Consider the following 25,185-nt stretch of genomic DNA (forward strand, 5'->3'; position numbering starts at 1 on the left):
ACGGGACGCACGAGACGTCCCGGCGACTTACTCGACGGTGATGCCCATCGAGCGAGCAGTACCGGCGATGATCTTCGCGGCCTGATCGATGTCGTTCGCGTTCAGATCTTCCTTCTTGGTCTCGGCGATCTCACGCACCTGATCCCAGGTCACCTTGGCGACCTTGGTCTTGTGCGGCTCGCCCGAGCCCTTCTGCACGCCGGCTGCCTTGAGCAGCAGCTTGGCGGCCGGAGGAGTCTTCAGCTTGAAGTCGAAAGAACGGTCCTCGTAGACCGTGATCTCGACGGGGATGACGTTGCCACGCTGCGATTCGGTCGCGGCGTTGTACGCCTTGCAGAACTCCATGATGTTGACGCCGTGCTGACCAAGCGCGGGACCCACGGGCGGAGCAGGGTTGGCCTGCCCGGCCTGGATCTGCAGCTTGATGAGCCCGGCGACCTTCTTCTTCTTCGGGGGCATCCTCAGTTTCCTTTTTCTTCACCCCACGCCCTTGCAGCGGGCGCGGGAAGTCTTGTGCGCGGCGAACCGCGTCAGCTGATCTTCTCGACCTGGTTGAAGGCGAGCTCGACGGGCGTCTCACGCCCGAAGATCGACACGAGCACCTTGAGCTTGCGCTGCTCGGCGTTGATCTCGCTGATCGACGCGGGAAGGGTCGCGAACGGGCCGTCCATGACGGTGACCGACTCGCCGACCTCGAAGTCGACCTCGACCGCGGGGCCCTGCGAGGCGGCGCCACCGGAACCGGCGGCACCGTCGGACGCGGCACCGGCCTTGTCCTTGGCGGGCTTGGTGCGCGCGCTCTCGGGGAGCAGGAACTTCACGACCTCGTTCATCGTGAGCGGCGAGGGCTTGCTGGTCAGGCCGACGAAGCCGGTGACGCCGGGGGTGTTGCGGACCGCACCCCAGGACTCGTCGTTGAGGTCCATGCGCACCAGGATGTAGCCCGGCAGCACCTTGCGGTTGACCCGCTTCTGCTGGCCGTTCTTGATCTCGGTGACCTCTTCGGTAGGGACCTCCACCTGGAAGATGTAGTCGCCGACGTCAAGGTTCTGGACGCGGGTCTCGAGGTTGGCCTTGACCTTGTTCTCGTAGCCCGCGTAGGTGTGGATCACGTACCAGTCGCCGGGGGCGGTGCGCAGCTGCGCCTTCAGCTCCTCGACGGGGTCGATCTCCTCAGGCTCCTCCTCCGCGACGATCTCGGCACCGTCGCCGGACTCGTCCGCGTCGAGGACGCTCTCTTCGACCTCGATCAGCGCGTCGTCGTCGGCCTGCGGGGAGGCGTCCTCGGCCTGCTCGACCTCGGTCGCCGCGGCAGCGTCGTCGACCAGGACGTCCTCAACGGCGTCCAGCTCTGCCTCGTTGTGCTCCGGGGTGCTCACAGCGCCGAAGTTCCTTCCGTCTCGTCTACTCGTGTGGTCCGGCTACTTGCCGAACGCCCACAACATCAGCTTCGCGAAGCCGAGGTCGAGGAGGCTGATCATCGCGGTGAGGACCACCACGAAAACCAGCACGATGATCGTGTAATTGATCATCTGGGACCGGGTCGGCCAGATGACCTTCCGCAGCTCCGCGACGACCTGGCGGATGAACAACCAGATGGCGGCGAACGGATTGCGCGACTTCTTCGCTGTCACGGACTTCTTCGCGGCACCGGACTCGACCGCCGAACCGGGCTCCGGAGCCTCGGCCAGCGCCGTGCGGCCACCGCGGCCGCTCGAGCGCTTACCGGAAGGGCGGACCTGCTGGGCGTCTTCGGCGGCGCTGTCGCCGACGGTTTCGCCGGTGGTCGCGTCGTCCTTCTCGTCGCTCACGCACTTCCCTCCGCTGGATCTTCCAGCGGGCGTCGGCCCGCCGATGTCGACAGCCGGGCCGGGGCCCGCGCTATGCAGGGGCGACAGGACTCGAACCTGCGACCTGCGGTTTTGGAGACCGCTGCTCTACCAACTGAGCTACACCCCTTTGCGGAGCCTTTGGGCCCCGCACCCGCACCGTTCGAAGGGCGCGCTTTCGCACGCCCGCCGTTTTGTGCGGACAGTTCAGTGTACGGCACATCGGTACCGCACCTCAAAACGCACCGGTCCGCGACCCGAGCGGGCCGCGGACCGTCAGGCGAACTGGACGGTGGCGACCGGCTTGCCGAAGATCTTGCGCTCGCCCTGCTTGACCGTCAGGAAGACGACACCCGTCTTGGTCTCCTCGTCGAGCGACTTGATCTTGCCCGAATACAGGAGCTCTGCCTTCTGGTCGGCCGGGACGTACACCGGCGCGGTGAAGCGGACGCTGTACTCCTTGAGCGCGCCCGGGTCGCCCAGCCACTCGGTGATGTAGTTCGAGCCCAGGCTCATGGTGAGCATGCCCTGCGCGACGACGTCCTCCATGCCGGCCAGCTTCACGATGTGATCGGACCAGTGGATGGGGTTCGGGTCGCCGGTGACGCCGGCGTAGTTGACGAGATCGCCACGGGTCAGCTCGAAGATCCGCTCCGGGAGCTCCTCGCCCACCGTCACGTCCGCGAAGTTACGAAGTGCCATACATCATCACCTTTTCCATTGCACCGACGAACGCGGCGTCCTCGTCCTCGCCCGACCGGCCGGCCAGTGTGGTCCATGAAGTGACCAGGTGATTGCCATCCTGGTCGGAGATCTCGTTGCGGGTCACGATCAGGTCCACACCCGCGGCCTGCTTGAAGGCGTCGAAGTGGACGTGCGTGGTCAGTGTCATGCCGGCGAGGATCGGCGCGTGGAACTGCACCTTCTGCTCGGACTGCACGACGGGGCGACGGCCGTAACCGACGATCGCATTCTCGAAAAGCGGGCGGTGGGCGATGATTCCGATCAGCGAGAACATGATCGGGGGCGCCACGACATCGGCGTACCCGGCCGCGCGGGCGGCCTCCACGTCGTGATGCACGGGATCGGTCAACTGGGATGCGTTCGCGAACTCGCGGACCTTCTCGCGGCTGACGTAGTACTTCTCGTCGTATTCGTAGTTGTAACCGACCGCGGCGCGTGTGCGCTCCGCGACTTCCTCTGGGCTGAGCTGCTCGGTGACCGGTCCACCCGGCACATCGATGTCCTTGCTCACGTGACGAACCTACCTATCGTGAATGGGCTGAAGGGCAGTATGCCAAAAGGGAGGGCATCCGCTGTGGATGCCCTCCCCCTTGTCGACGTCTACGTCAGCGCGACTCTCGATGCGCCTGGTGCGATCCGCAGTTCGGGCAGAACTTCTTCAGCTCGAGGCGATCGGGATCGTTGCGACGGTTCTTCTTGGTGATGTAGTTGCGGTGCTTGCACACCTCGCACGCCAAGGTGATCTTGGGGCGGACATCTGTCGATGAAGCCACGACGGTCCCTCTTTCGCAAATCTCTTGTCAGTTGTAGCGGTGGGGAGGCTCGATCTCCCGACCTCACGATTATGAGTCGTGCGCTCTAACCAGCTGAGCTACACCGCCCTGAGCTATCAGCACATTGCACTGGTCTAGCGAGCCCCCTAACGGAATCGAACCGTTGACCTTTTCCTTACCATGGAAACGCTCTACCGACTGAGCTAAGGGGGCGAGTTCCCGAGGCACCGTCTCCGGTGCTCCAAGAGCCTCAACGAGATTACACACCGCGGCCGAGATCATCCAAATCCGCAGGTCAACTCGTTATCACTGCGGCCTCCGACGTCGGAGACGCCGAAGGCCGCAGCGGGTGGCACGTGTAGGATTCGAACCTACGTAGGCTAAGCCGACGGATTTACAGTCCGCTCCCATTGGCCGCTCGGGCAACGTGCCGTGCACTGCCCGCGAAGGCAGCGGAGAGAAGACTACAACGCCCCCGTGGGGGGCACGCAAACCCGCAGGTCAACTGATTAGGAGTCCAGCCGAGATGGCCGATTCGTCATTCGACGTCGTGAGCAAGATCGATCGCCAGGAGGTCGCCAACGCCCTCAACCAGGCCTCGAAGGAGCTCAGCCAGCGGTACGACTTCCGCGGTACGAACACCACCGTCGAGTTCTCCGGCGAGGACAAGGTGGTGCTCACCTCCGACGCCGAGGAGCGGGTCAAGGCCGGCCTCGAAGTCTTCCAGGAGAAGCTCATCAAGCGCGGACTGTCGCTCAAGGCCTTCGACGCCGGCGACCCCGTCGCCTCCGGCAAGACGTACAAGATCACCGGCACCCTCGTCGAGGGCATCACCAGCGAGAACGCCAAGAAGATCAGCAAGCTCATCCGCGACGAGGGCCCCAAGTCCGTCAAGGCCCAGATCCAGGGTGAGGAACTGCGGGTCTCCAGCAAGTCGCGCGACGACCTGCAGTCCGTCCAGTCGCTGCTCAAGAACGCCGACCTCGACATCGCGGTCCAGTTCGTCAACTACCGCTAGGACCCCTGGTTCGACGGTGCACCGTCGGGCCGGGTGGTCCGACGGTGCGCTCATGTTCGGGCCGAAGGGCGGCCCTGCTGGTGGTCGGCGGACCGTCGGATCCGTGATCACGGCTGTGGATTTCCTCACGTCGAGAGAGCGGCGGCGGATTTCGCCACGCCGCCGGCACAGCGGCGTCGTCCCCCGCGCCGCGCCGATTCCCCGCTCCCTCGTCTCGTCCCCCGTGAGACGCCGCGCCTGTGGTGGGGGCTCGGCCGTCCCCCACGCGACGCCGAGCCCCCCGCGGCGCGCTGATTCCCCCAGTGCACGCCACGCCGAATCCCACGCCGGACGCCGACGGGCTCACGCGGAGAGGAGGCCGTGGCGGGCCAGCGACGGAGTGAGTTTGCTGCGGAGGCGGGCGTCGCTCAGCAGGTCGTCCCAGTCCCATCGCACGACCTCGAAGCCGGCGCCGACGAACAGCGCGTGCCGCTCTTTCTCCGCCTCGAGCGCCACCGCGCGCTCGGCGTCGCTGATCCCGTACTTGCCCTTGCCGTCGAACTCGCCGATGAGCGACCCCCACTCGAAGTCGGCGAACACCCGGCACCCGCCGAGGTCGAACTCGGTCTGCAATCGAGGCATCGGCAGTCCCCACGTCTTGATCAGCACCCGCGACCAGGACTCACCCGCCGACTCGGCGCAGTCCACCGACATCCCCAGCGCGCGACGCGCGATCGCCGAGCCGCGCCGCTTCCCCAGCCGATCCAGGCATGCGGCGAAGGCCGCCAGGGACACCGGCGCAGGGTCGGACGGCTTCGGGAAGCGCGGCACAAGACGCACCGCGTCGATCGCGGCGACCCCGCGAATGAGGTCGCCGGTCATCGCGACGTCGATCGCCGTGCGCGCCCGTGACGTCACCCGCACGCCGGCGACCTCGACGATCTCTTCGCCGTCGAGGGGCCGCGGGTGGACGTGGATCCCCGGCCGACGACCGCCGCCGTGGACCCGGTCAACGGTGAAGTGCACATCCTTCCGGGCCGGCCGGAGGAACGGGATGTCGTGCACGGCGGCGGCGCTCTCGTGGCTGAGCACCCCGCCACACGACGTCGCCGCCGCTACCACTCGCATCCGGTAGAGGACGTGCGCCGGATACTCGCCGGCGAGCGCGTACATCGCGGTGGCGAGCCTGATCAGGTCGCCCGATTCCACAGCGCGGCTGATCGCCCCGCTCGTCCATCCCGTGGCCAACAGATAGTCGCGAGTCAATAGCTCTCCCATGGGCACATCCCACCAGCCGAACCTCGCGCGACTCCGCTCCACGAGGCCGTCCATCCACAGCTACCAGCGGGTATCCACAACTTTTCGTCCCCGTCGCCGCGCCGATTCCCAACCCCCGCGTTCGGTCCCCCGTCGGACGCCGGTCGTGAGGTGGGGGCTCGGCCGTCCCCCACGCGACGCCGAGTCCCCCACGCATCGCCAGCCCTCCCCCACGAAACGCCACCACGAACAGCGTCGTCGGGGTTACGACGTGAGGGCCTGCAGGCGCGCGACGCGGCGGTCGACGGGTGGCTGCGTGCGGAACACCCGGCCCATGCGGTCACTGTCGAGGAAGGGGCAGACCAGCATGGTGTTGGCGTGCACGGCGATCTCGGGCTCGGGCGGCAGAGGTGCGCGAGCGGCACCGTCGGACACCTTCTGCAGGGCACTGACCAGAGCGGAGGGGGCCCCGGTCACGAGTGCGCCCGCGTGGTCGGCGCGGTAGTCGACGGTCCGCGAGACGCCCAGGCGGATCAGCGCGCCGGCGATGGGCGCGAGCACCGACAGCATGGCGTCGACGACCCGGCTGCGGCGTGCGCCGCCGTCGCCGAAGCCGAGGAGGTAGCCGAAGCCGGCGAAACCGCAGATCACGGCACCGAGCGCCCCAGCGACAGAGGCGGTCAGCGTGTCCCGGGAGCCGATCCGCGCGAGCTGATGCGCGAGCACCGCCCGCAACTCGTCCTCCTCGAGCAGCTCCAGCAGCCCGATGGTCACGCACACCGCAGCGTGCGCCGGGCCGTGGCCGGTGGCGAAGGCCGTGGGCGCCCCTGTCGGCGAGACGTAGATCGCGGGCATCGGCAGCCGGGCGGAGGTCGATAGCTCCCGGACCATCCGGAACAGGGCGGGTTGCTGCAGTTCGGAGACGCTGCGTGCGTGCATCGCGCGCAACGGGAGCGACGGTCCGCTGACGTACAGGTAGGCACATACGCCGGCGGCGAGCACGATCGACAGTACGAAGGCCGTCTGCCCGAAGACGGCGCCGGTGGCCATGAGGAAGCCTGCGACCAGCGCCAGGAGCAGCGCGGTGCGGATCTGATTGCCGGTCCTACTCCCCAGGCCCTGCACGAGAAAGGAACCTCAGCCCAGGCGCGCGACCGTGAAGGTGACCAGGGACTCGAGTGAGGAGCGGGGCTCGGACTCGGGCAGCTCGGCCAGCTCGGCGCGAGCCTCGTCGGCGTAGCGGGCCAGCGTGGCCTGCGCCTCCTTCATGCCCGCGGAGCGGCCGAGAAGCTCGATGGCCTCGTCGACCAGCGCATCCTCGGTGACCGGGCCCACGAGGATCTCGCGCAGTCGATCGGCCTCGGGGCCCTCGTCACGCAGGGCATAGAGCACCGGCAGCGTGAAGACGCCCTCGCGCAGGTCAGTGCCGGGGGTCTTGCCGGAGTCCTGGGCGATCGAGCTGATATCGATGATGTCGTCGCTGATCTGGAAGGCCATGCCGATGGCGGCGCCGATGCGATACATCCGCTGTGCCGTCTCCTCGGAGGCGCCGCCGTGCAGCGCGCCCAGCAGGCCGCAGGTGGCTATGAGGCTGCCGGTCTTGCCCCAGATCGTGTCGACGTAGTGCTGTACCGGGTCGCCGTCGCCGGCACCCTTGAGCTCGAGCATCTGGCCCGTGACCAGCTCGCCGAAGCACTTCGCGATCACGCCGACGGCGCGGGGCCCGAGGTCGGCGCCGTACGACGAGGCTCGGGCGAAGAGGTAGTCGCCGGCGAGGATCGCGATCGAGTTCCCCCACCGCGCGTTGGCCGACGGTGCTCCGCGGCGCGTGTCCGCCTCGTCCATCACGTCGTCGTGGTAGAGCGTCGCGAGGTGGGTCAGCTCCATCGCCGCGGCGGCGGTGATGACCTGGTCGGACGGCGTGCCGCCGATCCGCCCGGAGAGAACGGTGAACATGGGCCGGAAACGCTTGCCGCCCGCCTGGAACAGGTGCAGGGCCTCCTCGATCACGCACCCGTCGGCCTCGGCGATGCCGTCGGCGATGACCTGCTCCACGCGGGCGAGGTCCGCGCGGATCCCCGCCGCGAACTCGTCGGATCCCAGCGAGACCCCGGCTACCGTCTTCTCCACGCGTTCAGCCTAGCGGGCGGGTCGCGGTGTGCAGCGCGACGATGCCGCCGGTCAGGTTCGTCCAGGCCACGTCACCCCAGCCCGCCTCGCGGACGAGGTCGGCGAGATCGGCCTGCGCCGGCCAGTTCCGGATCGACTCGGCGAGATAGGTGTAGGCCTCCGGGTTCGAGGATCCCTTCGCCACCACCTGGATGGCCTCCAGCGCCACCTTCTCGTACAGCGCGCGGAAGGCGCCGTTGGTCGGCGTGGAGAACTCGCAGACCACGAGGCGGCCGCCGGGTCGCACGACGCGCGCCATCTCCCGCAGCCCCGCGACGGTGTCCTGCACGTTGCGCAGGCCGAAGGAAATGGTGGCGGCGTCGAAGGAGTCGTCCGCGAGCGGCAGCGCCATCGCGTCGCCCGCGACCATCGGCACCCGACGGAAGGCGCCGGCCTGGAGCATCCCCGTCGAGAAGTCGCAGGCTGCGACCCACGCGCCGGAACGGGCCAGGTCGACGGTCGAGACGCCGGTGCCGGCAGCGAGGTCGAGCACGCGGTCCCCCGGCTTGAGCGCGAGCGCGCGCCGGGTGCGGGCGCGCCAGTACCGGTCCAGCCCGCCCGTCATGAGCGTGTTGGTCCGGTCGTACCGGCGCGCGACACCGTCGAACATCGACGCGACGTCGCCCGGCTTCTTGTCCAGAGAGGCCCTTGCCATGCCCCGAAAACTACACGAAGTGATCAGACGGCCCGGCCCACGGAGATCTCAGAAGGTCCGGCGATCACGCTCTCGTAGTGCCCGAACAGCTGGTCACAGAGGGCTGGCCAGGTGCGTGCCAGAACGGACTTGCGGGCGGCCTCGCCGAACCGGGCGCGCAGCGCGGGATCGGCCAGGGTGTCGATGACGCCGGGCAGCAGCTCGGCGAACTCCGCGGTCGGCAGCAGGTAGCCGTTGCGGCAGTGCGCGACGAGGTCGCGCGGCCCGCCCTGGTCGGGCGCGATCGACGGGACACCCGACGCGAGCGCCTCCTGCACGGCCTGACAGAAGGTCTCGTGCTCGCCGGCGTGCACGAAGACGTCGAGCGAGGCGTAGGCGGCGCCGAGGTCCGCGCCGCCGAGCTGGCCGGTGAAGACCGCGTGCGGCAGCAGTTTCTCCAGCCGGGCGCGCTCGGGTCCGTCGCCGACGATGACCAGCTGCACGTCGTCGCGGTGCGCGAGCCCGGCGAGCCGCTCGACGTGCTTCTCCGCGGCGAGCCGCCCGACGAAGCCGACCACCAGCCGGTCCGGACGCTCCCCCAGCCAGGCGGACCGCAACGCGGCAGAGCGGTGCGAGGGGGCGAAGCGCTCCGCGTCGACGCCGCGCGCCCAGGTCTTCACCCGGGGGACGCGGTGCGCCTCGAGGTCGGCGACGGACGCCGAGGACGGCGCGAGGGTGAGGTCGCACTGCTTGTGCATCTGCCGGGTCCACCACCAGGCGGCCCGCTCCAGCGGGCCGAGGCCGTAGGAGCCGGCGAACCCGGCGACGTCGGTCTGGAAGATCGCGACGGTCGGGATGCCGAGCCGCTTCGCCGCGGCGAGGCCGCCCGCACCCAGGAAGTAGGGCGAGGCGAGGTGCACCACGTCGGGCCGGAAGTCGCGCAGCACATCGACGATGAGCATGTTCGGCTGCCCGATCGGCAGCGAGGAGATCTTCGGCAGCATCCGCGCGGGCACCCGGTACACGGGGAACCCGAGGTGCTGCGTCGGCGCCGGTTCCTCGCCCGCGACCGCATCGGGTGCGATGACGATCGCCTCGGCGCCCGTGCGGCGGCAGTGCTCGAGGACCCGGAGCACCGAGTTGGTGACCCCGTTGACGTTCGGCAGGAAGGACTCGGCCACGATCGCGATACGCACGTCAGCAGTGTCCCCCGGGGCGGTGACCGTGAGGTTCCCTACCGGTCGACGGTGCGCGGAACGTCAGGTGAACTCTCACCCCGGTGGTAGCCGGCGGCGATGAGCAGCATGATCGCCCCCACCACCAGCCACGTCCCGGCGGCGACGGACGCGGCGGGCAACACCGCGACGGCGGCGGACCGTCCGGCGACGCGCACCAGCTCCGGATCGGAGCGGCTGTACTCGACCTGGATGCGGTCGCCGACGTTCAGCTCGCTGGGATACAGGACGCCGAGCGGAGGATTGTGGTTGACGCCGTCGGTCGTGTAGAAGCTGATCGTCGAGCGGCGGGGCCCGGCGGAGAGCACCTCGGCGGTCGCCGTGCCGCGGTCGGCGTCGATGGTGCGGTCGTCACGCCAGGCGGCCGCGACCAGCACCACACAGAGCCCGGTGATGAGGATCGCCGCGCTCAGCAGGACGATCTGCACGCGGCGCAGCGCGGTGCGGCTCACACGCCCTCCCCCGCGGTCGGTCCGGCGGCGCTCGACGCCGCGACGCTGATCCGCGCCCGCATCCCGGCGTGCAGCGCGCGCAGGCCGGTGCGCTCGGTGCGCACCTCGACCACGCGCAGGCCGTCGGCGCGGGTCGCGTCGGCGAGGTCGTCCAGCTCGGCACGTACGTACTCGACGCCGTAGGCGGCGCAGAGGGAGCCGATGTCGGTGCCGTGCGGCGTGCCGAAGACGCGGGCGGCGGCACCGTCGTACTCCGCACCGGAGTACCGCTCCTCCCCCTGCTCGAGCAGGTTGAAGATGCCGCCCCCGTTGTCGTTGGCGACGACGATCGTGAGGTTGGCCGGCCGGGGCTCCTCAGGGCCGATGAGCAGGCCGGAGGCGTCGTGCACGAAGGTCAGGTCGCCCATCAGCGCGACGGTGCGCCGGTCCGGGTGGGCGAGCGCGGCGCCGACGGCGGTGCTGACCGTGCCGTCGATGCCCGCGACGCCGCGGTTGGACAGCACGCGGACGCCGGGCGGGACATCGCCGGCGAGGGCGACGTCGCGGACGGGGTTGGACGCCCCGACCACCAGCTGGTCGCCGGTGCGCAGGGCCGCGCAGACGGCGCGGGCCACATGCAGGCCCGTGACGGGCTCGGCGTCGAGTCCCTCCGCGACGGCCTCCCGCGCGGCGGCGTCGGCGTCGGCGCAGCGCCGCAGCCAGGCCGCGTCGGGCTCGCCGACGGGCAGGACCCGGGTGCCCGTCGCGGCGACGTTGCCGGAGACGTCGGGCCAGCGCGGCCCCGTCGTCACGGCGTAGACGGTGACCTCCGGATCGGCGAGCAGGGCGCTCACCTCGCGGTGCAGGGTCGGGCGGCCGCAGATGATGGCCTGCCGCGGCTTGAGGGCCGGCAAGGCCCACGGGTGCAGCGCGTTCTCCGGCGACGGCGCCGTCGGCTCGGCGACTGTGGGCAGCCCGGCGAGCGCGGGGTTCTGCCCCGCGCCGTGCCCGGAGATGACGACGGTGTCGGGGGTCAGGTCGATCGGCAGCGGTACGTCGAGGGTGGCGACGGGCGCGACGGTCCACGGGCCCCCGTCGGGCCGGCCGTGCGCGAACTCGGGCGACGGGTCGTCGGGGACGAGGGGCTCGCGCAGCGGGATGTCGAACTGGACGGGGCCGGCGTTGCCGGTGCGGGCGCCGCGCGCGGCAGAGAGCGCGCGGCAGACGGCGCTGCGCCACTGCGAGTTGCGATCGAGGCCGGGTTCGGCGAGACCGAGCGACAGCGACGCGCGGACCTGGGTGCCGAAGATGCCGAACTGCTCGACGGTCTGGTTGGCGCCGGAGCCGAGCAGCTCGTAGGGCCGGTTCGCGCTGATCACCAGCAGCGGGACGCGGGCGTAGTTGGCCTCGTAAACGGCGGGCGCGAGGTTCGCAACGGCGGTGCCGGAGGTCATGATGATCGCGACGGGACGCCGCGCGGCCGCAGCGAGACCGACCGCGAGAAAGCCGGCGGTGCGCTCGTCGATGCGCACGTGCAGCCGCAGCTCACCGCGCTTGTCCGCCGCGTGGACGGCGAAGGCGAGCGGCGCGTTGCGCGAGCCGGGGCACAGCACCACGTCGGTGACGCCGCCGCGCACCAGCTCGTCCACGATCACGCGCGCCTGGAGCGTGGACGGGTTCGGCGGCTTCTGCATGCGGACCACCTTACGACCGCGTCACCCGTCGGCCAGCTTCGCCAGGACCGGACCGGCCAGGAGGAGCAGGTCCCGTTCGAGGCCGGTGAGCCGTTCAGCCATGGCCGACTGGAGCCAGGCGTTGCGAATCTCCCGGTCCTCCTCGATCACGGTGCGGCCCGCGTCGGTCAGCTCGACGTACTGCCGCCGACGGTCCGCCTCGTCCCGGCGTCGGCGCACCAGGCCGGCGTCGGCGAGGGCGTTGAGCGCGGGGGTGAGGGTCTGCGCGCGGACATGGTGCGCCTCGCCGAGTCCGGCCGGCGTGGCCGGTCCGCCGCGGTCGAGACTGCCGAGGATCAGGTACTGGGTCTCGGTGAGCGGACCGGGCCGGCGGTGGGCACGGATCTCGCGGCTCAGGGAGTGCACGCCGTAGCGGAGGTCGCTGACATCGGACATAGAAAGAGTTTACTTCATACTTTTGCTCATTTCGCGAGTTGCGCGACGAGTTCCACAAGCAGATACTTGTAGTCATGCGAAGTGAGCTGACGAGATGGACGGGCCTGATCGTCGCCTCCTGCGTCCTCTCGTCCGCGTTGATCGCGGCCGGTGTGCCGAGCGCACCCCTGTTCGCCGCGCTCGTGTGCGCGGTGGTCGCGGCACTCGCGGGCCGCGCGCCGGGGCCGATCCCGCGGCCGGTGCAGGTGGGCGCGCAGGGCGTCCTCGGCGCGTACATCGGCACGCTCATGCAGGCGCACACCGTCGCGGCACTGGGCTCGCGGTGGCCGGCGGCGCTGCTCGTCGGGTTCGCGACGCTGCTGCTCTCCGTCGGCGCCGGGGCGCTGCTGGGCCGGCACCGCGACACGGACTCGATCACCGGCTCGCTCGCGCTGGTCGCGGGCGGCGCGTCGGGGCTGGTCGCGATCGCGCGGGAGCTCGGCGGCGACGAGAAGGTGGTCGCGGTCGTCCAGTACCTGCGCGTCGGGCTGGTGACGGTCTCGCTGCCGCTGGTCGCGGCGTTGTATCCGCACACCCCGGGTTCCTCGTCAGTCGCATCCGGCCCCGAGCGCGCTTGGTGGTTCGACCTCGGCTTCACCGCGCTGTGCGTGGGCGGCGGCCTGGCGCTCGGGCTGGCGACGCGGCTGCCCGCCGGCGGCCTCCTCGGTCCGCTGGTCGCCTCCGCCGCGCTATCGCTGTCGGGCGTCGCCGCGAGCGCGACGGTGCCGTGGGTCCTGGTCGCCGCGGGCTACCTGGTGATCGGCTGGCAGGCGGGCGTGGGCTTCACCCGCGAGTCCCTGCGGTCGATGACGCGACTCCTGCCCTGGGCGGTGCTGCTCATCGTCGGCGTCGGGATCGGCTGCGCGGGGCTGGGCTTCGCGCTGTCCGCGATGACGGGCGCCTCCGCGCTCGACGGCTACCTCGCGACGACGCCGGGCGGCATCTACGCGGTGCTCGCGGTGGCCGCGTCGTCGAACGTCGACATCACCTTCGTCGTCGCCGCGCAGCTCATCCGTGTGCTGCTCATGCTCTTCCTCGCGCCCGCCGCGGCCCGCGCCTTCCAGAAGTGGCGCGCGACGCGCGAGCGCGACCGTGCGAACACTGCTAACATCGCGGCATGACTGCGGGTACCCGGGAATTCGACCTCATCGTCTTCGGCGCGACCGGCTTCGTCGGCGTCCTGACGGCGCGCCACCTCGCTCAGCACGCGCCCGACGGCGTGCGCATCGCCCTGGCCGGCCGCACGCAGGCCAAGCTGGAGAAGGTCCGCGCCGAGCTGGGCGAGCGGGCGAAGGACTGGGGCGTCGTCGTCGCCGACGTCGACAAGCCCTCCACGCTCGACGCGATGGTCGCCCGCACGACGGTCCTGTGCAGCACCGTCGGCCCCTACGCGCTGTACGGCGAGACGGTCGTCGGCGCCTGCGTCAACGCCGGCACGCACTACACCGACCTCACCGGCGAGGTGCTCTTCGCGCGCCGCTCGATCGACAAGTTCCAGGAGCAGGCCGCCGCGAACGGCACGAAGATCGTGCACTCCTGCGGTTTCGACTCCATCCCGTCGGACCTCGGCACGTTCCTCGTCTACGAGAAGGCCCAGGCCGACGGTGCCGGCACGCTCGGCTCCACGACGCTGGTGATCCGCTCGATCCGCGGCGGCGCGAGCGGCGGCACCATCGCCTCCGCGATCGGCCTCGCCGACGAGGTCAGCGCCGACAGGGACGCCCGCCGCGTCGCCGGCCGGCCGCACTCGCTGAGCGTCGACCACACCCGCGAGACCCCGAAGCAGCCCGGCGACCTGTCCGTCGTCGACGCGAAGACCGTCGACCCGTCGCTGAGCGGCAAGCTCGCGCCGTTCTTCATGGCCAGCTACAACACCCGCGTCGTGCGCCGCTCGAACGGACTACTCGACTTCGCCTACGGCCCCGACTTCAGCTACCGGGAGACGATGGCCGTGCCCGGCCCGCCCATCGTCTCGACGGTGGCCGCCCGCGCCGTGCAGGGCGCCCTCGCGGTGGGCATGGCGGCGCTCGCGATCAAGCCGCTGCGCCCCGTGCTCGACCGGATCCTCCCGTCGCCCGGTGAGGGCCCGAGCGAGTCCTCCCAGGCCAAGGGCTCGTTCATCGCCGACGTCTACACCCGGACGACGAGCGGCCGCCGCTACCGATCGACCATCGGCGCCAAGCTCGACCCCGGCTACAGCGGCACCGCCGTCATGCTGGGCGAGTCCAGCCTGGCGCTGGCCCTCGACGGCGACACCGCTCGCGGCGGCGCGACGCTCCCCGACCGCGCGGGCGTCCTCACTCCGGCCGTCGCGCTCGGCGATGTGCTCGCGGATCGCCTGCGCGCGCAGGGCTTCACCGTCACCGTCGAGGAGCTCACCGCCTAGGCGAGCGCGAGGAAGAGCTTCTCCAGCTTCTTCTGGTCGACGTTCTCCGGCCCTTCGGTGGCGATGCAGTGCTGCAGGCCGGTGGCGACGAGGGCGTAGCCGCTACGCCCGAGTGCCTTGTTCACCGCGGCGAGCTGCGTCAGTACTTCCTCGCACTCCTCCCCCTCCTCGAGCATGCGGATCACGGTCGCGAGGTGGCCGTGGGCCCGCTTGAGCCGCGTCACGATGGGCTTGGCGCCCTCCTCGGGGAGCTTCATGCGCGGAGCCCGTCCAGCATGCCGGCGAGTCGCTCGCGCGCGTCCGCGGCGACGCCGGACAGCGCTGCGGTGCCGGTGAATTCGGGCATCACGTTCGGATCCATCACCTCGACGAGCGCGCCCGTGCCGTCAGCAGAGACCACGACGTTGCACGGCAGCAGCGCAGCCACGCGCGAATCGATGCCGAGCGCCTCGTGCGCCAGTTGCGGCCGGCAGGCGCCGAGGATCACCTTCGGCGGCACGTCGACGTCGAGCTTCGCCTTGAGCGTGGCCTTGAGGTCGATCTCCGTCAGCACGCCGAAGCCGGCCGCCGCGAGGCCCTCGCGCACGCGCGTCACCGCCTCGCCGTAGGGAGCGTCGATCGCTGCGCTCATCGTGAATTCCGCCATGGGTCCGTTCCTTCCGTCGCCGAGGCGGGCATCGCCGCCGCCGTGGTACCCATCGTGACATATCCCCCAGGGGGGATGCTAGGTTCGTGACGAACATCCCCCTAGGGGGTTACTGGAAGGACCGATATGAGCATCAGCGTCACCGTCCTCATGCACGGCAGGCCCGCGACGATCCACGGCGCGCGGGCCTTCGAGACCTTCCGCGGCTTCTGCGCCAGCGCGAACGCGTAAGGTCCGGCCCATGTGCAGTGCGATCACCTGCCGCGTGTGCGGCAAGACCACCTGGACCGGCTGCGGCTCCCACGTCGACGCCGTCCGCGCCACTGTCCGGCCCGAGGACTGGTGCGACGGTCACGCCGCCCCGTCCGCCTCGTGGGGCGCCGAGCAGCCCGCCAAGCGCGGCTGGTTCCGCCGCTAGCCGGCGCTAGCCGTCGATGCGTGCGAAGGGGCGCAGCTCCTCCACCTCGTAGGCCAGTTCGAGCAGCGCCGCCTCGGTGCCCGCGGGACCCGCGAACTGGGCACCCAGCGGGAGCCCGGCACCGTCGAACCCGCACGGCACGGAGATCGCCGGGCCGCCCGAGACGTTGTTCAGCGGGGTGATGCCCACCATCGCGATGGTGCGGGACATGAACTCGTCGAAGGGCAGCGCCGGGTCGAGGTGGCCGATCCGCGGGGTGGTGCTCGTCATCGTCGGCGAGAACATCGCGTCCACACCGCGCTCCACGAACATCCGCTCGTAGTTCCCGGTCACGGCACGCAACCGCGCGATAGCCCCCGGGATCGACGGTGCGCCGCGCAGCCCGGACCGCAGCAGGCTGCGGGTCACGGGATCCAGCGCGCGGAAGGAGCTGCGGCCGCGCGCCTCGACCGCCGTGACGGCGACCTCGAGGCCCGCGAGCAGCCCCCAGTAGTGCAGGAAGTCGTCGACGAAGCCGCCGTCGATCCGCAGGTCCGCCATGCTCAGCTCGACGATCTCGTGCCCTTGATCCGTCAGCTCGTCGGCCAGGGTCCGGACCGGCGCGAGGCACTCCGCCGCGATGCCGAACGCGGTGACCGACTCGGTGACCAGCCCGATCCGGCGACGCCGGCCCGGCCCACGCACGTGCCCGACGGGCGGCAGCGCGGGATTCCGGCGGTGCCGTTCGGCCGCGGCGAAGTACCGCGCGGTGTCGCGGACGGTGCGCGTGAGCACGCCCTCGCACACCACGTTCACCGGCAGTACCGCGAGCGCGGGCAGTTCGGCGAGCCGGCCGCGCGTGCCCTTGAGCCCGACGAGGCCGTTCAGCGCCGCGGGAATCCGGATCGAGCCGCCGCCGTCGTTCCCGTGCGCGATCGGTAGCGCGCCGGAGGCCACGAGCGCCGCGGAGCCCGACGACGAGCCGCCCACGGTGTAGTCGGTGTTCCAGGGGTTGCGGGCGGGCGCACGGTCGGCGAACTCGGCGCTCGCGGTCATGCCGAACTCCGGCATCACCGTCGAGGCCAGCACGTTCACGCCGGTCGCGGCGAACTGCTCCCCCACCGGCCCCGAGCGCTTCGCGGGCGTCGCGGGCAGGGCCGCCGAGCCCATCGTGGTGGGCAGGCCCGCGAAGGCGGTGTTCTCCTTGATCGCCGACGGGACGCCGTAGAACGCCGCGTCCACCGGGGCCTGCGGCCCGGTGCCGCCCTCGGGCAGCCACCAGCGCACCGCCCGCGTCGCAGGGTCGACGGTGCGGATCCGCGCCGTCGCGGCGGCGGCGGCCTCGGCGATGCCGATCGTGCCGGCCGCGATCGCCTCGGCGACGCCGGTGGCGTCGAGGGTGCCGAGGACGTCGTCGGTGAACGCGTTCGCCCGCGTGCCGACCTTCGTGATCTCCGTGGTCATGACTGCTCCTCCGGCGTTGATGCCGAGTTTGTACAAACTTACCGAATTGGACGATAGCCCGAGTCTGGAACTTTGTACAGACTTCGCTCGCAGCCTAGACTGCGGGGCGTGGAGGAGCGCAAACACCGGCGGAGCACGCTCGAACGCAAGCGCGCGCTCCTCGAGGCGACGGTCGAGACGGTCGGCGAATCCGGCTACGCGTCAGTGACCCACCGCGCCGTGACCGCCCGCGCGGGTCTGCCCACCACGACGATCGGGTACTTCTTCGCGTCGATCGACGACCTCACACACGAGGCGATGCGCACCTTCGTGGCGGAGGAATTCGAGCGGCTCGACGTCCTGGCGGCGCTCCTCGCGAACACCTCCGCGAGCCCCGACGAAGTGATCGCGGCGTTCGCCGCGTCGTCCGAGGCACGCGGCAACGAGTCCCTCGCGCTCATCGAGGCGTACCTGCGCGCGGCGCGCGACCCGGCTTCGCGCGTGCTGGTCGAGGACTACCTGCGCGCCGCCGACGGGGTGGCGCAGGGCGCCGCCGCGCTGGCCGGCACCGAGATCGATCCGGAGACCGCGCGGGGCGTGGTCGCGCTCATCAACGGTTTCACGGTGCTCGACTCCGCGCTGCCCGAGACCGCCGACATCGCCGTCAAGATGCGCGCGCTGCGCACGATGCTGATCGGCGCGCTGTTCGAGCAGGGCCACGAGGACGCCGCCCGCGCGCTGCGTGGCCGGCCCGACTCGTCGGGCCGGGGCTAGGTCGGCCCGAGCCCGGACCGGCTAGCTGGGCTCGGGCACCGGCGTGCCCGAGCTGTCGCCCGCGGCGATGCGGGCGGCCATCCGCTCCTGCGCCTCCCTGATCCCCGACGCATAGGCGGGGTCGATCGCGGAGTCCAGCGCGAAGTCGAACTCCCGGCTGGTCTGCAGCCGATCCGCCGCATCGGTGAAACGACCCTGGCGGCGGTACCCCTCGGCCAGGTTGAGGTGCAGCGACGGCATGAACCCGGCGACGCTCAGCGACGGGTGGATAGCCTGCAGCTCCGCGTCCGAGACGTGCGCCGACTCCGCGAGCGCGACCTCGTCCCACTCCACCTCGGCGTCCAGTTCCTCCTGCACGTCCGCGATGTAGTGCGCGGCGATGCACCGCGCCGGATGATCGCCCGGCGCGATCCGCGCCCACGTGGCCTCGAGCTTCTGCTTCTGCTCGGCCGGCTCCCCCGTCATCGCGGCGCCGAGCTCGGTCATCAGATTCTCCATGGCCCGCACCCTAGCGCCCGCCACCGACAGGAAACTCCCAGTGGACTCCGGCCGAGAAATCCCGCGGCGCCGGCATGCGTAGGACTACAAAGAAACGATGAGACGCACACTGGTGGCCGTCCTGTCCGCACTGACGCTTGCGCTGATGAGCGCCCCTCCGGTGCAGGCCGCCGACGTCGAGGCGGCCATCGCACGCGGCATGACGCTGGTGGGCACCGACACCTTCGGCGAGTACGGCTGCGAGGACTTCGTCGACTTCGCCTACGGCAAGACCACCGCGACCGGCATCCCGCGCGACCACGCGCGCTCATTCTACGAGGCGCTGGCGGCCAAGGGCCTCGGCCACGCCTCGCTCCCCGCGCCGCGCGGCGCGCTCGTCTTCTCGCAGAGCGACTACGGCTACCACGTGGACATCTCCCTCGGGAACGGCACGTATCTCAGCGGCGGCGTCCAGGGGCTGTCCAACGGCTGGGGCGACGGCTCGCAGATCCAGATCATCCCGGAGCCCGACATCGCACCCAACTCCAGGCTGCTGGGCTGGGCCTACGCCCCGTGGAAGTAGCTACTGCAGCAGCGCACGGCACCGTCGGAGGCGGTCCAGCCACCAGTCCCGGCGTTCCCCCGTCACCTCGACGGCCGCCAGTTCCACCTCGGTCGGCACCACCGTCCGCACCCGCAGCGCACCGTCGAGGAGCGGGTGCTCGCCGAGGTCGGCAGTGAAGAAGCCACCGGTGCCGAGGCCCGCGGCGTTGCCGTCGGGGACGCACGCCGCAGCCGCTATCCCGGCGGACAATCCGACGGCGGTGTCCAGCGCGGAAGAGACCGTCACTCGCACGCCCGCAGCGGCTTTCAGCGCGGCGGCCACGTCCAGCACAGCCCGGACCCCGCCCAGCGGCGCCACCTTGACCACCGCGACGTCGGCGGCGCCGAGCTCCGCCACCCGCATCGGATCGTCGGCGCGGCGGATGGATTCGTCGGCGGCGATGTCGCAGGCGCCGTCCAGCCGGCGGCGCACCTCGGCCAGCTCCTCGACCGTCGCGCAGGGCTGTTCGGTGTAATCCAGCGGTCCGCCGTCGAGCAGCCGGGCGATCGCCCGCTCGGCCTGGTCGACGGTCCAGCCGCCGTTCGCGTCGACGCGGATCGCCCCGTCGGGCATCGCCTCCCGCACGGCCGCCACCCGCGCCAGGTCCTCCCCGAGCGTCTGGCCGGCCTCGGCCACCTTCACCTTCGCGACCCGGCAGCCGGGGAACCGGACGAGAACGTCGGGCACTCGGCTCGCGTCGACGGCGGGCACGGTCGCGTTCACCGGAACCACCTCGCGCAGCGGCGCCGGGAAGCCCTCGTACGCCGCCTCGATCCCGGCCCGCAACCAGTGCGCGGCCTCGGCATCGTCGTACTCGGGGAAGGGGCCGAACTCGCCCCAGCCGGCCGGCCCCTCGAAGACGACGGCCTCGCGCGCCGTGATCCCGCGAAACCGCACCCGCATCGGCAGGCGCACCACGCGCGCCGCGGCCACCAGTTCGTCGACGTCCACCACGACCCCAACAGTAGAGTCGGCTGCGTGACTTTCAACCCCGAGCTGTGGCAGCCGGTCCCCGGATTCGAGGACCTCACCGACATCACGTACCACCGGCACATCACGCAGGGCACCGTCCGCGTCGCCTTCGACCGGCCGGAGGTGCGCAACGCCTTCCGCCCCCACACCGTCGACGAGCTGTACCGCGCGCTGGACCACGCACGACGGTCCGCCGACGTGGGCGCGGTGCTCCTCACCGGCAACGGGCCGGCTCCGAAGGACGGCGTGTGGTCGTTCTGCTCGGGCGGCGACCAGCGCATCCGAGGCCGCAGTGGCTACCAGTACGCCACCAGCCACGACGCCGACGTCGAGGCCGCGACCGCCGACGGTGTCGACGAGGCCCGCGTCAAGGCCGAGGGCGGCCGCCTGCACATCCTCGAGGTGCAGCGCCTCATCCGGTTCATGCCGAAGGTCGTCATCGCGCTGGTCAACGGCTGGGCCGCGGGCGGCGGCCACTCGCTGCACGTCACCTGCGACCTCACCCTGGCCAGCCGCGAGCACGCGAAGTTCAAGCAGACCGACGCCGACGTGGGCAGCTTCGACGCCGGCTACGGCAGCGCCTACCTCGCCAAGCAGGTGGGCAACAAGTTCGCACGCGAGATCTTCTTCCTCGGCGACGTCTACAGCGCCGAGGACATGCACCGCATGGGCGCCGTGAACCGCGTCGTCGACCACGACGAACTCGAGAACGTCGCGCTCGAGTGGACCGCGAAGATCCTCGGCAAGAGCCCGCAGGCGCAGCGGATGCTCAAGTACGCCTTCAATCTTCCCGACGACGGGCTGGTCGGGCAGCAGCTCTTCGCCGGCGAGGCAACACGTCTCGCATATATGACCGACGAGGCCGTCGAGGGCCGCGACTCCTTCCTGGAGAAGCGTGCCCCCGACTGGTCCCCCTTCCCGTACTACTACTGATGACCGACCGTCCGCCGATCCCGGCCGGCTCTCAACTGACGACCGCCGTGCTCGGGCTACCGCTGGCGGGCGTGGTCCGGCTGTGGACCGACCGGCCGTCGACCTGGCGAGTCAGGGACTACGACGCCCTCCTCAGCAGGCTCGGCACCGGGTCCATCGCGAGGACCGCCACCGCGCCGCACCGCTACCGGGAGGCTGCGTTCCTCGACGCGGCGAACGGCCAGTTGCTCATCCAGGCGCGGAATCTCCTGAGCACCAACGATCAGGGCTACTCCGCGGAGGGCTTCGTCGTCGACCTGGAGCCGGCGGACCTCCCCCAGGAGGACCTCTGGGACGAGCTGCGGGCCACGCTGAGCCGGATCGCCCTGCACGCGATCCAACGCGGGGAGGCCATGGTCGTCGAGCTGGGCGGCTGGGATCCACCCGTCGAGCCGTACTGCCTCGCAACGGCACTCGTCGAGGACGGGGAGGCCCGATCGGTCGTCGAAACGGCGCCCGCGGTGAGCGGGAGCGAGTTCTGGCCCGAGGTGGGAGAGCAACCCGGACAGACGTTGTCCGCCCCTCTCACGGAGGACACCGTCTCGGTCATCGGGATCCTCGCTGCGGACGCGCTGCTATCGTGGGGCGTTCACCCGTGCGACCTGGCCATCACCTACGCACCGATGAACCCCGCGTGAGTACATGCGTGTTCTGCGCGATCGTCGCGGGTGAGGCGCCCGCGGCGGTCGTCACCGAGACGGACGAGGTGATCGCCTTCCTCGACGTCCGGCCCATGAGCGAGGGCCACACCCTGGTGGTCCCGAAGCGGCACGCGGCGCGCCTCGCCGACCTCCCCGCCGAAGACGGCGCACGGATGTTCGCGCTCGGGCACCGCCTGGCCCGGGCCGCGCGCGACGGTGGGCTCCGGGCCGACGCCGTGAACCTCGTCGTCAACGACGGCCGCGCCGCCTTCCAGACCGTCGATCACGTGCACCTGCACGTGATCCCGCGGTTCGCGGGCGACAAGCGCGCCGTGCTCAGGCGGTTCCTCCGCCGCAAGCCGCGCACGTCCGACGGTGCCGCCGCCCTCCTGCGCGACGCCCTGCCGGACTGACACCGCACACTCACCCGCGTATCGTGCTCGCATGGACGTCGATGTGGTGGCCGAGCGCGTGATTCCCGTTGCGTGCGAGCGGGTCGCGGAGTTCGCGGGCGACCCGTCGAACGCCCCGCGGTGGTACGCCAACATCCGGTCCGTCGCCTGGCGGACGGAGCCCCCGGTGCGGCTCGGATCGCGGATGGACTTCGAGGCGCGGTTCCTGGGGCGCCCGCTGGCCTACACCTACGAGGTGACCGAGCTCGTCACGGGCGAGCGGATGGTGATGCGCACCGCCGACGGCCCTTCCCGATGGAGACCACCTACACCTGGGAGACGGCGCCCGGCGGCACCCTCATGCGGCTGCGGAACCGCGGCACCCCCAGCGGTTTCGCGCGGGTCGCCGCTCCCGTCATGGCGCGCGCGATGCGGTCCGCGATGACGAAGGACCTCGACCTCTTGAGCCGGCTCCTCGTCGACGACGGTCCGCGCGCCTGACGTGCGTGTGATCGTGACCGCTGAGCGCGCACAATCGCACACACCTCCGTCCGGGCGGGCGGGCGACGCACGGCCGCCACCACCATGTCGATGCCTTCGGTAACGAATTCGATCGGCCCTCGCGATAGTCCCGGTGTCAGAGACGACGCACCTTCGACACCAAGGAGCACTGATCACATGACCGCACGCACCACCCGCATCGCCCTGGCCGCCGGCACCTGCGCCGCACTCGCCCTGGGAGCGCTGCCCGCCGCCGCGAACGCCGACACCGTCGTCCGGTTCGACGGCTGGGTCACCACCCCCGGCTTCGCCGACCCGATGCCCTTCCCCACCGTGCACTACACCGGGACCGTCGACGCGAAGGGCTGGATCACCGTGCGCCCGGACTGCATCAAGGGCGCGCTCGGCGGCCCGACCGCGCCGTGCATCGACAACCCCGGGACCCGCGCACAGATCGCGACGCGCACCCTGAGCTGGTGGAACGACGGCAAGCGCTACGGCGGTGAGGTCAAGGCGCGACCCGACGGTTCCTTCACCACGCTGATCGGCGAGAAGAAGGTCACCTTCACCGTCGGCGGGCCGGGCACCGTCGGGAAGGCGGTCGGGCACTACTCCGCCTGACCCCTTCCCGCACGTCTCGACACAGGGTAGCGTCGAAATATGGGAATCATTTCCATTAGCACAGAGCTACCGCTGCCCGCCGCCCGCGCACGGACGATGGCGGCGACGCCCGAGGTGATGCTCTTCGTCCTGGCGCCCGTGCTGTCCTTCGATATGGCCGGCGCTCCGCCCGCGGGCGTCCCGGTGGAGACGGGCTTCTCCGCGCGCGGCCGCGTGCGCTGGCTGGGCGTCCTCCCCAGCTGGACGCACGAGATCACCGTGCAGCGGCTCGACGAGCTCGAGATCTACACCAACGAGCGGGGCGGCCCGGTGCACGTGTGGAACCATCGCCTGACCTTCGAGCCGCTCGGGCCGGGCCGGTGCCGCTACACCGACGAGATCGAGATCGAGGACGGAATCCAGGGTCTGCTCACGGGTCTGTTCGTGCGCGCGATGTTCCGGCACCGGCATCGACGGTGGCGCGCGCTGGCCGCCACCGTCGCGGCGATCGACGCCTCCTAGCGGACGCGAGTCAGCCGTGCGCGCGCTGGTGCCGCGGTTGGTACAGCCCGATCGCGCCGCCGCCGGGGAGCGCCAGCGACGTGAGCAGGCCCCATCCCTGATCGGTGATGGGCGCGGCCTCGACACCCTTCGCCCGCAGCGACGCGACCTCCGCCTCGACGTCGTCGCACATCAGGTACAGCTCCTGCTTGGGCGGGCCGTCCGTGGGATGGACGGCGACCTCCGACGCGGGCAGCGGCAGGATCAGCCAGCCCTGGCCGGCGTCGACACCCTCGACGCCGAGGACGTCGCGCAGGAACGCACGATCGGCGTCCGCGTCGGCGGAGTAGTGGATGATGTGCGCCCCGTTGATCATCCGCCCACGGTAGCGCCGAACCTTCGGTGCATCCCTGCGACGACACGCAGATGTCCGATCGCAGTTTCGCACCGAAGAAGCGGCTACTCCTCGACCACGTGGAAGCGGAAGGTGGTGCGGCCCAGGGTGAGCTCGTCACCGTCGGACAGCGGAAGCTGGCCGGCGACGCGGCGCTCCCCGACGTAGGTGCCGTTGGAGGACTGCAGGTCGCGCACGGCGAAGCCGCTGACGGAACCGGTGATCACGGCGTGCTCGCGGGAGACCTTGGTGTCGTCGATGCTGATGTCGTTGTCGGGGAGGCGGCCGAGGCGGACCTCCCCGTGCACCGGGTACTCCGTACCGTCCTCGGCGGTCAGCGTGCCGCGCGGGCCGGCGCCGTCGATGGTCACGTCCGTCTCGGTCTTCTCGAAAGCCCGCCCGTCCCCCGGCTGCGCGGCCGGTCGCGCGACGGTGAAGGCCAGCTGCTCCTGCCGCAGCACCTTTCCCTCCAGTTCGACGAGCGCCGGCGTCGGATCGGCACCCAGCTCGTCGGCGAGGGTGCGGCGCAGGTCCCGCGCGGCTTCAAGGGCATCCGCCTGGCGCCCGGTGACGTAGAGCGCGGTGATGAGCTGGCCCCATAGCGGCTCCTGCAGCGGGTGCTCGGAGACGAGGCGGCGCAGCTCGCCGATGACCGACCCGGCGCGGCCGGCGGCGATCTCCGCGTCGTACATCGCGGACTGCACGGCGGCGCGCTCCTCGGCCATGCCGATGGCGAAATTGTCGGCGAACTGCAGGCCCCGCAGGTCGGCGACCGCGTCGCCGCGGAACTCCGAGAGCGCGGAGGCGAAGGCCAGTGAAGCCCGGTCGTAGCGGCCGGCAGCGGCCAGCTCGGCGCCGCGGCGCCGGGCCGAGTCGAACCGGCCGATGTCGGACTGGTCCGGCTCCAAGTCGAGACGGTAGGTGGAGCCGGAGGTGACGAGCAGACCGTCGAGGCCCGAGCCGGCGCCCGGACCGCGGAGCGCCTTGCGCAGTCCGCTGACGAAGACCTGCAGGCTGGCGCGCGCGGAGGCGGGCGGGTTGCCGTCCCACACCTGCTCGCTGAGCGAGTCGACGGTGACAGCGCGGCCGCGGTTCATCACCAGCAGCGCGAGCACAGACCGCGGTTTCACGCCCGATACCTCGTTCGGCGCGCCGTCCACGGAGAGCGAAACCTGGCCCAACACGCGGATATCCAAAGTCGCCATGCGCAAATAGTAGTCACGGGCCGTCAGTCGCCCCGCGACAGAC

General features: G+C 70.9%; 33 protein-coding genes, 4 tRNA genes and 1 pseudogene. 13 read left to right on the forward strand and 25 right to left on the reverse strand.

What is annotated here, in order from left to right:
- Nucleotides 1–27: 27 nt before the first annotated feature.
- The 10 genes from rplK to HNP44_RS14005 form a co-directional block, all read right to left on the reverse strand.
- The gene (gene rplK / locus HNP44_RS13960) at nucleotides 28–459 is read right to left on the reverse strand and encodes a 50S ribosomal protein L11 (protein ID WP_068523954.1); all 432 of its coding nucleotides are present in this window, start codon (nucleotides 457–459) and stop codon (nucleotides 28–30) included.
- 71 nt (nucleotides 460–530) lie between these two features.
- Entirely contained in the window at nucleotides 531–1,379 is an 849-nt protein-coding gene (gene nusG / locus HNP44_RS13965; RefSeq protein WP_259141055.1) for a transcription termination/antitermination protein NusG, read from the reverse strand.
- A 42-nt stretch (nucleotides 1,380–1,421) separates the two neighbouring features.
- Nucleotides 1,422–1,811: a preprotein translocase subunit SecE gene (gene secE / locus HNP44_RS13970; protein ID WP_259141056.1), complete on the reverse strand. Its 390-nt coding sequence runs from the start codon at nucleotides 1,809–1,811 to the stop codon at nucleotides 1,422–1,424.
- Nucleotides 1,812–1,886: 75 nt separating this feature from the next.
- A tRNA-Trp gene (locus HNP44_RS13975) sits at nucleotides 1,887–1,959 on the reverse strand.
- A gap of 146 nt (nucleotides 1,960–2,105) precedes the next feature.
- On the reverse strand, nucleotides 2,106–2,531 hold the full coding sequence (gene hadB, locus HNP44_RS13980) for a (3R)-hydroxyacyl-ACP dehydratase subunit HadB (protein WP_259141057.1): 426 nt from the start codon (nucleotides 2,529–2,531) through the stop codon (nucleotides 2,106–2,108).
- Nucleotides 2,518–3,084, reverse strand: a complete 567-nt coding sequence (gene hadA, locus HNP44_RS13985) for a (3R)-hydroxyacyl-ACP dehydratase subunit HadA (protein ID WP_259141058.1) — start codon at nucleotides 3,082–3,084, stop codon at nucleotides 2,518–2,520. Before hadA ends, hadB begins: the two co-directional genes overlap by 14 nt.
- 94 nt (nucleotides 3,085–3,178) lie before the next feature.
- Nucleotides 3,179–3,346 carry a 50S ribosomal protein L33 gene (gene rpmG, locus HNP44_RS13990; protein WP_013125415.1) on the reverse strand — a complete coding sequence of 56 codons (168 nt, stop codon included), beginning with the start codon at nucleotides 3,344–3,346 and terminating at the stop codon, nucleotides 3,179–3,181.
- Nucleotides 3,347–3,380: 34 nt separating this feature from the next.
- Nucleotides 3,381–3,454: transfer RNA gene (locus HNP44_RS13995), tRNA-Met, on the reverse strand.
- A 32-nt stretch (nucleotides 3,455–3,486) separates the two neighbouring features.
- Nucleotides 3,487–3,559, reverse strand: a tRNA-Thr gene (locus HNP44_RS14000).
- Nucleotides 3,560–3,696: 137 nt separating this feature from the next.
- Nucleotides 3,697–3,778: transfer RNA gene (locus tag HNP44_RS14005), tRNA-Tyr, on the reverse strand.
- A gap of 94 nt (nucleotides 3,779–3,872) precedes the next feature.
- Here HNP44_RS14005 and HNP44_RS14010 point away from each other — a divergent pair.
- Nucleotides 3,873–4,364: a YajQ family cyclic di-GMP-binding protein gene (locus HNP44_RS14010; protein WP_259141059.1), complete on the forward strand. Its 492-nt coding sequence runs from the start codon at nucleotides 3,873–3,875 to the stop codon at nucleotides 4,362–4,364.
- 342 nt (nucleotides 4,365–4,706) lie between these two features.
- On the opposite strand, the gene HNP44_RS14015 is transcribed toward HNP44_RS14010, so the two are convergent.
- The 8 genes from HNP44_RS14015 to HNP44_RS14050 all read right to left on the reverse strand — a co-directional run bounded on the left by HNP44_RS14015 (nucleotide 4,707) and on the right by HNP44_RS14050 (nucleotide 12,198).
- Nucleotides 4,707–5,621, reverse strand: coding sequence for a type IV toxin-antitoxin system AbiEi family antitoxin domain-containing protein (locus HNP44_RS14015; RefSeq protein ID WP_259141060.1), 915 nt, complete (start codon nucleotides 5,619–5,621; stop codon nucleotides 4,707–4,709).
- A gap of 243 nt (nucleotides 5,622–5,864) precedes the next feature.
- Complete coding sequence (locus HNP44_RS14020) at nucleotides 5,865–6,725, reverse strand: M48 family metalloprotease (RefSeq protein WP_259141061.1); 861 nt, start codon at nucleotides 6,723–6,725, stop codon at nucleotides 5,865–5,867.
- Between the two features lie 12 nt (nucleotides 6,726–6,737).
- Complete coding sequence (locus HNP44_RS14025; RefSeq protein WP_259141063.1) at nucleotides 6,738–7,730, reverse strand: polyprenyl synthetase family protein; 993 nt, start codon at nucleotides 7,728–7,730, stop codon at nucleotides 6,738–6,740.
- A gap of 4 nt (nucleotides 7,731–7,734) precedes the next feature.
- Nucleotides 7,735–8,424, reverse strand: coding sequence for a demethylmenaquinone methyltransferase (locus HNP44_RS14030; protein WP_259141064.1), 690 nt, complete (start codon nucleotides 8,422–8,424; stop codon nucleotides 7,735–7,737).
- Nucleotides 8,425–8,447: 23 nt separating this feature from the next.
- Nucleotides 8,448–9,599, reverse strand: a complete 1,152-nt coding sequence (locus HNP44_RS14035; protein WP_259141066.1) for a glycosyltransferase family 4 protein — start codon at nucleotides 9,597–9,599, stop codon at nucleotides 8,448–8,450.
- Between the two features lie 38 nt (nucleotides 9,600–9,637).
- On the reverse strand, nucleotides 9,638–10,090 hold the full coding sequence (locus tag HNP44_RS14040; protein WP_224647600.1) for a DUF3592 domain-containing protein: 453 nt from the start codon (nucleotides 10,088–10,090) through the stop codon (nucleotides 9,638–9,640).
- A complete protein-coding gene (gene menD, locus HNP44_RS14045; RefSeq protein ID WP_259141067.1) occupies nucleotides 10,087–11,763 on the reverse strand; it encodes a 2-succinyl-5-enolpyruvyl-6-hydroxy-3-cyclohexene-1-carboxylic-acid synthase in 1,677 nt (558 codons plus the stop codon). The genes HNP44_RS14040 and menD overlap by 4 nt, the downstream gene beginning before the upstream one ends.
- 21 nt (nucleotides 11,764–11,784) lie before the next feature.
- Nucleotides 11,785–12,198, reverse strand: coding sequence for a MarR family transcriptional regulator (locus HNP44_RS14050; RefSeq protein ID WP_259141068.1), 414 nt, complete (start codon nucleotides 12,196–12,198; stop codon nucleotides 11,785–11,787).
- A 74-nt stretch (nucleotides 12,199–12,272) separates the two neighbouring features.
- Here HNP44_RS14050 and HNP44_RS14055 point away from each other — a divergent pair, with 74 nt between their 5' ends.
- The gene (locus HNP44_RS14055) at nucleotides 12,273–13,358 is read left to right on the forward strand and encodes an AbrB family transcriptional regulator (protein WP_259141070.1); all 1,086 of its coding nucleotides are present in this window, start codon (nucleotides 12,273–12,275) and stop codon (nucleotides 13,356–13,358) included.
- Nucleotides 13,355–14,623: a saccharopine dehydrogenase family protein gene (locus tag HNP44_RS14060; RefSeq protein ID WP_259141071.1), complete on the forward strand. Its 1,269-nt coding sequence runs from the start codon at nucleotides 13,355–13,357 to the stop codon at nucleotides 14,621–14,623. The genes HNP44_RS14055 and HNP44_RS14060 overlap by 4 nt, the downstream gene beginning before the upstream one ends.
- Here HNP44_RS14060 and HNP44_RS14065 read toward each other — a convergent pair.
- Together HNP44_RS14065 and HNP44_RS14070 are read right to left on the reverse strand one after the other, a co-directional pair.
- On the reverse strand, nucleotides 14,620–14,880 hold the full coding sequence (locus tag HNP44_RS14065; protein WP_259141073.1) for a metal-sensitive transcriptional regulator: 261 nt from the start codon (nucleotides 14,878–14,880) through the stop codon (nucleotides 14,620–14,622). The genes HNP44_RS14060 and HNP44_RS14065 overlap by 4 nt on opposite strands.
- Nucleotides 14,877–15,269, reverse strand: coding sequence for a DUF302 domain-containing protein (locus HNP44_RS14070; RefSeq protein ID WP_259141074.1), 393 nt, complete (start codon nucleotides 15,267–15,269; stop codon nucleotides 14,877–14,879). The genes HNP44_RS14065 and HNP44_RS14070 overlap by 4 nt, the downstream gene beginning before the upstream one ends.
- 241 nt (nucleotides 15,270–15,510) lie before the next feature.
- Here HNP44_RS14070 and HNP44_RS14075 point away from each other — a divergent pair, with 241 nt between their 5' ends.
- Nucleotides 15,511–15,687, forward strand: a complete 177-nt coding sequence (locus tag HNP44_RS14075) for a hypothetical protein (RefSeq protein ID WP_259141076.1) — start codon at nucleotides 15,511–15,513, stop codon at nucleotides 15,685–15,687.
- A 6-nt stretch (nucleotides 15,688–15,693) separates the two neighbouring features.
- Here HNP44_RS14075 and HNP44_RS14080 read toward each other — a convergent pair whose 3' ends face one another.
- Nucleotides 15,694–17,130, reverse strand: coding sequence for an amidase (locus tag HNP44_RS14080; protein WP_259141078.1), 1,437 nt, complete (start codon nucleotides 17,128–17,130; stop codon nucleotides 15,694–15,696).
- Between the two features lie 108 nt (nucleotides 17,131–17,238).
- Between HNP44_RS14080 and HNP44_RS14085 the strand changes: the two genes are divergently transcribed.
- A complete protein-coding gene (locus HNP44_RS14085) occupies nucleotides 17,239–17,883 on the forward strand; it encodes a TetR/AcrR family transcriptional regulator (RefSeq protein WP_259141080.1) in 645 nt (214 codons plus the stop codon).
- A 21-nt stretch (nucleotides 17,884–17,904) separates the two neighbouring features.
- On the opposite strand, the gene HNP44_RS14090 is transcribed toward HNP44_RS14085, so the two are convergent.
- Entirely contained in the window at nucleotides 17,905–18,381 is a 477-nt protein-coding gene (locus tag HNP44_RS14090; protein ID WP_259141082.1) for a hypothetical protein, read from the reverse strand.
- Nucleotides 18,382–18,478: 97 nt separating this feature from the next.
- Here HNP44_RS14090 and HNP44_RS14095 point away from each other — a divergent pair, with 97 nt between their 5' ends.
- Complete coding sequence (locus HNP44_RS14095) at nucleotides 18,479–18,943, forward strand: hypothetical protein (protein WP_259141084.1); 465 nt, start codon at nucleotides 18,479–18,481, stop codon at nucleotides 18,941–18,943.
- On the opposite strand, the gene HNP44_RS14100 is transcribed toward HNP44_RS14095, so the two are convergent.
- A complete protein-coding gene (locus HNP44_RS14100) occupies nucleotides 18,944–19,918 on the reverse strand; it encodes an o-succinylbenzoate synthase (protein WP_259141085.1) in 975 nt (324 codons plus the stop codon).
- A 24-nt stretch (nucleotides 19,919–19,942) separates the two neighbouring features.
- Here HNP44_RS14100 and HNP44_RS14105 point away from each other — a divergent pair, with 24 nt between their 5' ends.
- The 7 genes and pseudogenes from HNP44_RS14105 (at nucleotide 19,943) to HNP44_RS14135 (ending at nucleotide 23,564) form a co-directional block, all read left to right on the forward strand.
- Nucleotides 19,943–20,869, forward strand: coding sequence for a 1,4-dihydroxy-2-naphthoyl-CoA synthase (locus HNP44_RS14105; protein WP_259141086.1), 927 nt, complete (start codon nucleotides 19,943–19,945; stop codon nucleotides 20,867–20,869).
- The gene (locus HNP44_RS14110) at nucleotides 20,869–21,546 is read left to right on the forward strand and encodes a hypothetical protein (RefSeq protein WP_259141087.1); all 678 of its coding nucleotides are present in this window, start codon (nucleotides 20,869–20,871) and stop codon (nucleotides 21,544–21,546) included. The genes HNP44_RS14105 and HNP44_RS14110 overlap by 1 nt, the downstream gene beginning before the upstream one ends.
- Nucleotides 21,543–21,962 carry an HIT family protein gene (locus tag HNP44_RS14115; protein ID WP_259141088.1) on the forward strand — a complete coding sequence of 140 codons (420 nt, stop codon included), beginning with the start codon at nucleotides 21,543–21,545 and terminating at the stop codon, nucleotides 21,960–21,962. The genes HNP44_RS14110 and HNP44_RS14115 overlap by 4 nt, the downstream gene beginning before the upstream one ends.
- A gap of 31 nt (nucleotides 21,963–21,993) precedes the next feature.
- A pseudogene (locus HNP44_RS14120) lies at nucleotides 21,994–22,182 on the forward strand (SRPBCC family protein); the annotation flags it as partial.
- 74 nt (nucleotides 22,183–22,256) lie between these two features.
- Entirely contained in the window at nucleotides 22,257–22,442 is a 186-nt protein-coding gene (locus HNP44_RS14125) for a hypothetical protein (protein ID WP_259141192.1), read from the forward strand.
- Nucleotides 22,443–22,619: 177 nt separating this feature from the next.
- Entirely contained in the window at nucleotides 22,620–23,063 is a 444-nt protein-coding gene (locus tag HNP44_RS14130) for a hypothetical protein (RefSeq protein WP_259141089.1), read from the forward strand.
- Nucleotides 23,064–23,102: 39 nt separating this feature from the next.
- Complete coding sequence (locus HNP44_RS14135) at nucleotides 23,103–23,564, forward strand: hypothetical protein (RefSeq protein ID WP_259141090.1); 462 nt, start codon at nucleotides 23,103–23,105, stop codon at nucleotides 23,562–23,564.
- 10 nt (nucleotides 23,565–23,574) lie between these two features.
- Here HNP44_RS14135 and HNP44_RS14140 read toward each other — a convergent pair whose 3' ends face one another.
- On the reverse strand, nucleotides 23,575–23,919 hold the full coding sequence (locus tag HNP44_RS14140) for a VOC family protein (protein WP_259141091.1): 345 nt from the start codon (nucleotides 23,917–23,919) through the stop codon (nucleotides 23,575–23,577).
- Between the two features lie 83 nt (nucleotides 23,920–24,002).
- Entirely contained in the window at nucleotides 24,003–25,142 is a 1,140-nt protein-coding gene (locus tag HNP44_RS14145; RefSeq protein ID WP_259141092.1) for a BTAD domain-containing putative transcriptional regulator, read from the reverse strand.
- Between the last annotated feature and the right edge of the window lie 43 nt (nucleotides 25,143–25,185).

Source organism: Tsukamurella ocularis (assembly GCF_024807615.1).
GTDB lineage: Bacteria > Actinomycetota > Actinomycetes > Mycobacteriales > Mycobacteriaceae > Tsukamurella > Tsukamurella ocularis.

Coding starts and splice junctions, on each gene's coding strand:
- rplK (WP_068523954.1), bottom strand. CDS start 459: ATGCCCCCGAAGAAGAAGAAGGTCGCCGGGCTCATCAAGCTGCAGATC.
- hadB (WP_259141057.1), bottom strand. CDS start 2,531: ATGGCACTTCGTAACTTCGCGGACGTGACGGTGGGCGAGGAGCTCCCG.
- HNP44_RS14010 (WP_259141059.1), top strand. CDS start 3,873: ATGGCCGATTCGTCATTCGACGTCGTGAGCAAGATCGATCGCCAGGAG.
- HNP44_RS14015 (WP_259141060.1), bottom strand. CDS start 5,621: ATGGGAGAGCTATTGACTCGCGACTATCTGTTGGCCACGGGATGGACG.
- HNP44_RS14030 (WP_259141064.1), bottom strand. CDS start 8,424: ATGGCAAGGGCCTCTCTGGACAAGAAGCCGGGCGACGTCGCGTCGATG.
- menD (WP_259141067.1), bottom strand. CDS start 11,763: ATGCAGAAGCCGCCGAACCCGTCCACGCTCCAGGCGCGCGTGATCGTG.
- HNP44_RS14050 (WP_259141068.1), bottom strand. CDS start 12,198: ATGTCCGATGTCAGCGACCTCCGCTACGGCGTGCACTCCCTGAGCCGC.
- HNP44_RS14055 (WP_259141070.1), top strand. CDS start 12,273: ATGCGAAGTGAGCTGACGAGATGGACGGGCCTGATCGTCGCCTCCTGC.
- HNP44_RS14060 (WP_259141071.1), top strand. CDS start 13,355: ATGACTGCGGGTACCCGGGAATTCGACCTCATCGTCTTCGGCGCGACC.
- HNP44_RS14065 (WP_259141073.1), bottom strand. CDS start 14,880: ATGAAGCTCCCCGAGGAGGGCGCCAAGCCCATCGTGACGCGGCTCAAG.
- HNP44_RS14070 (WP_259141074.1), bottom strand. CDS start 15,269: ATGGCGGAATTCACGATGAGCGCAGCGATCGACGCTCCCTACGGCGAG.
- HNP44_RS14075 (WP_259141076.1), top strand. CDS start 15,511: ATGTGCAGTGCGATCACCTGCCGCGTGTGCGGCAAGACCACCTGGACC.
- HNP44_RS14080 (WP_259141078.1), bottom strand. CDS start 17,130: ATGACCACGGAGATCACGAAGGTCGGCACGCGGGCGAACGCGTTCACC.
- HNP44_RS14090 (WP_259141082.1), bottom strand. CDS start 18,381: ATGGAGAATCTGATGACCGAGCTCGGCGCCGCGATGACGGGGGAGCCG.
- HNP44_RS14095 (WP_259141084.1), top strand. CDS start 18,479: ATGAGACGCACACTGGTGGCCGTCCTGTCCGCACTGACGCTTGCGCTG.
- HNP44_RS14110 (WP_259141087.1), top strand. CDS start 20,869: ATGACCGACCGTCCGCCGATCCCGGCCGGCTCTCAACTGACGACCGCC.
- HNP44_RS14125 (WP_259141192.1), top strand. CDS start 22,257: ATGGAGACCACCTACACCTGGGAGACGGCGCCCGGCGGCACCCTCATG.
- HNP44_RS14130 (WP_259141089.1), top strand. CDS start 22,620: ATGACCGCACGCACCACCCGCATCGCCCTGGCCGCCGGCACCTGCGCC.
- HNP44_RS14135 (WP_259141090.1), top strand. CDS start 23,103: ATGGGAATCATTTCCATTAGCACAGAGCTACCGCTGCCCGCCGCCCGC.
- HNP44_RS14140 (WP_259141091.1), bottom strand. CDS start 23,919: ATGATCAACGGGGCGCACATCATCCACTACTCCGCCGACGCGGACGCC.
- HNP44_RS14145 (WP_259141092.1), bottom strand. CDS start 25,142: ATGGCGACTTTGGATATCCGCGTGTTGGGCCAGGTTTCGCTCTCCGTG.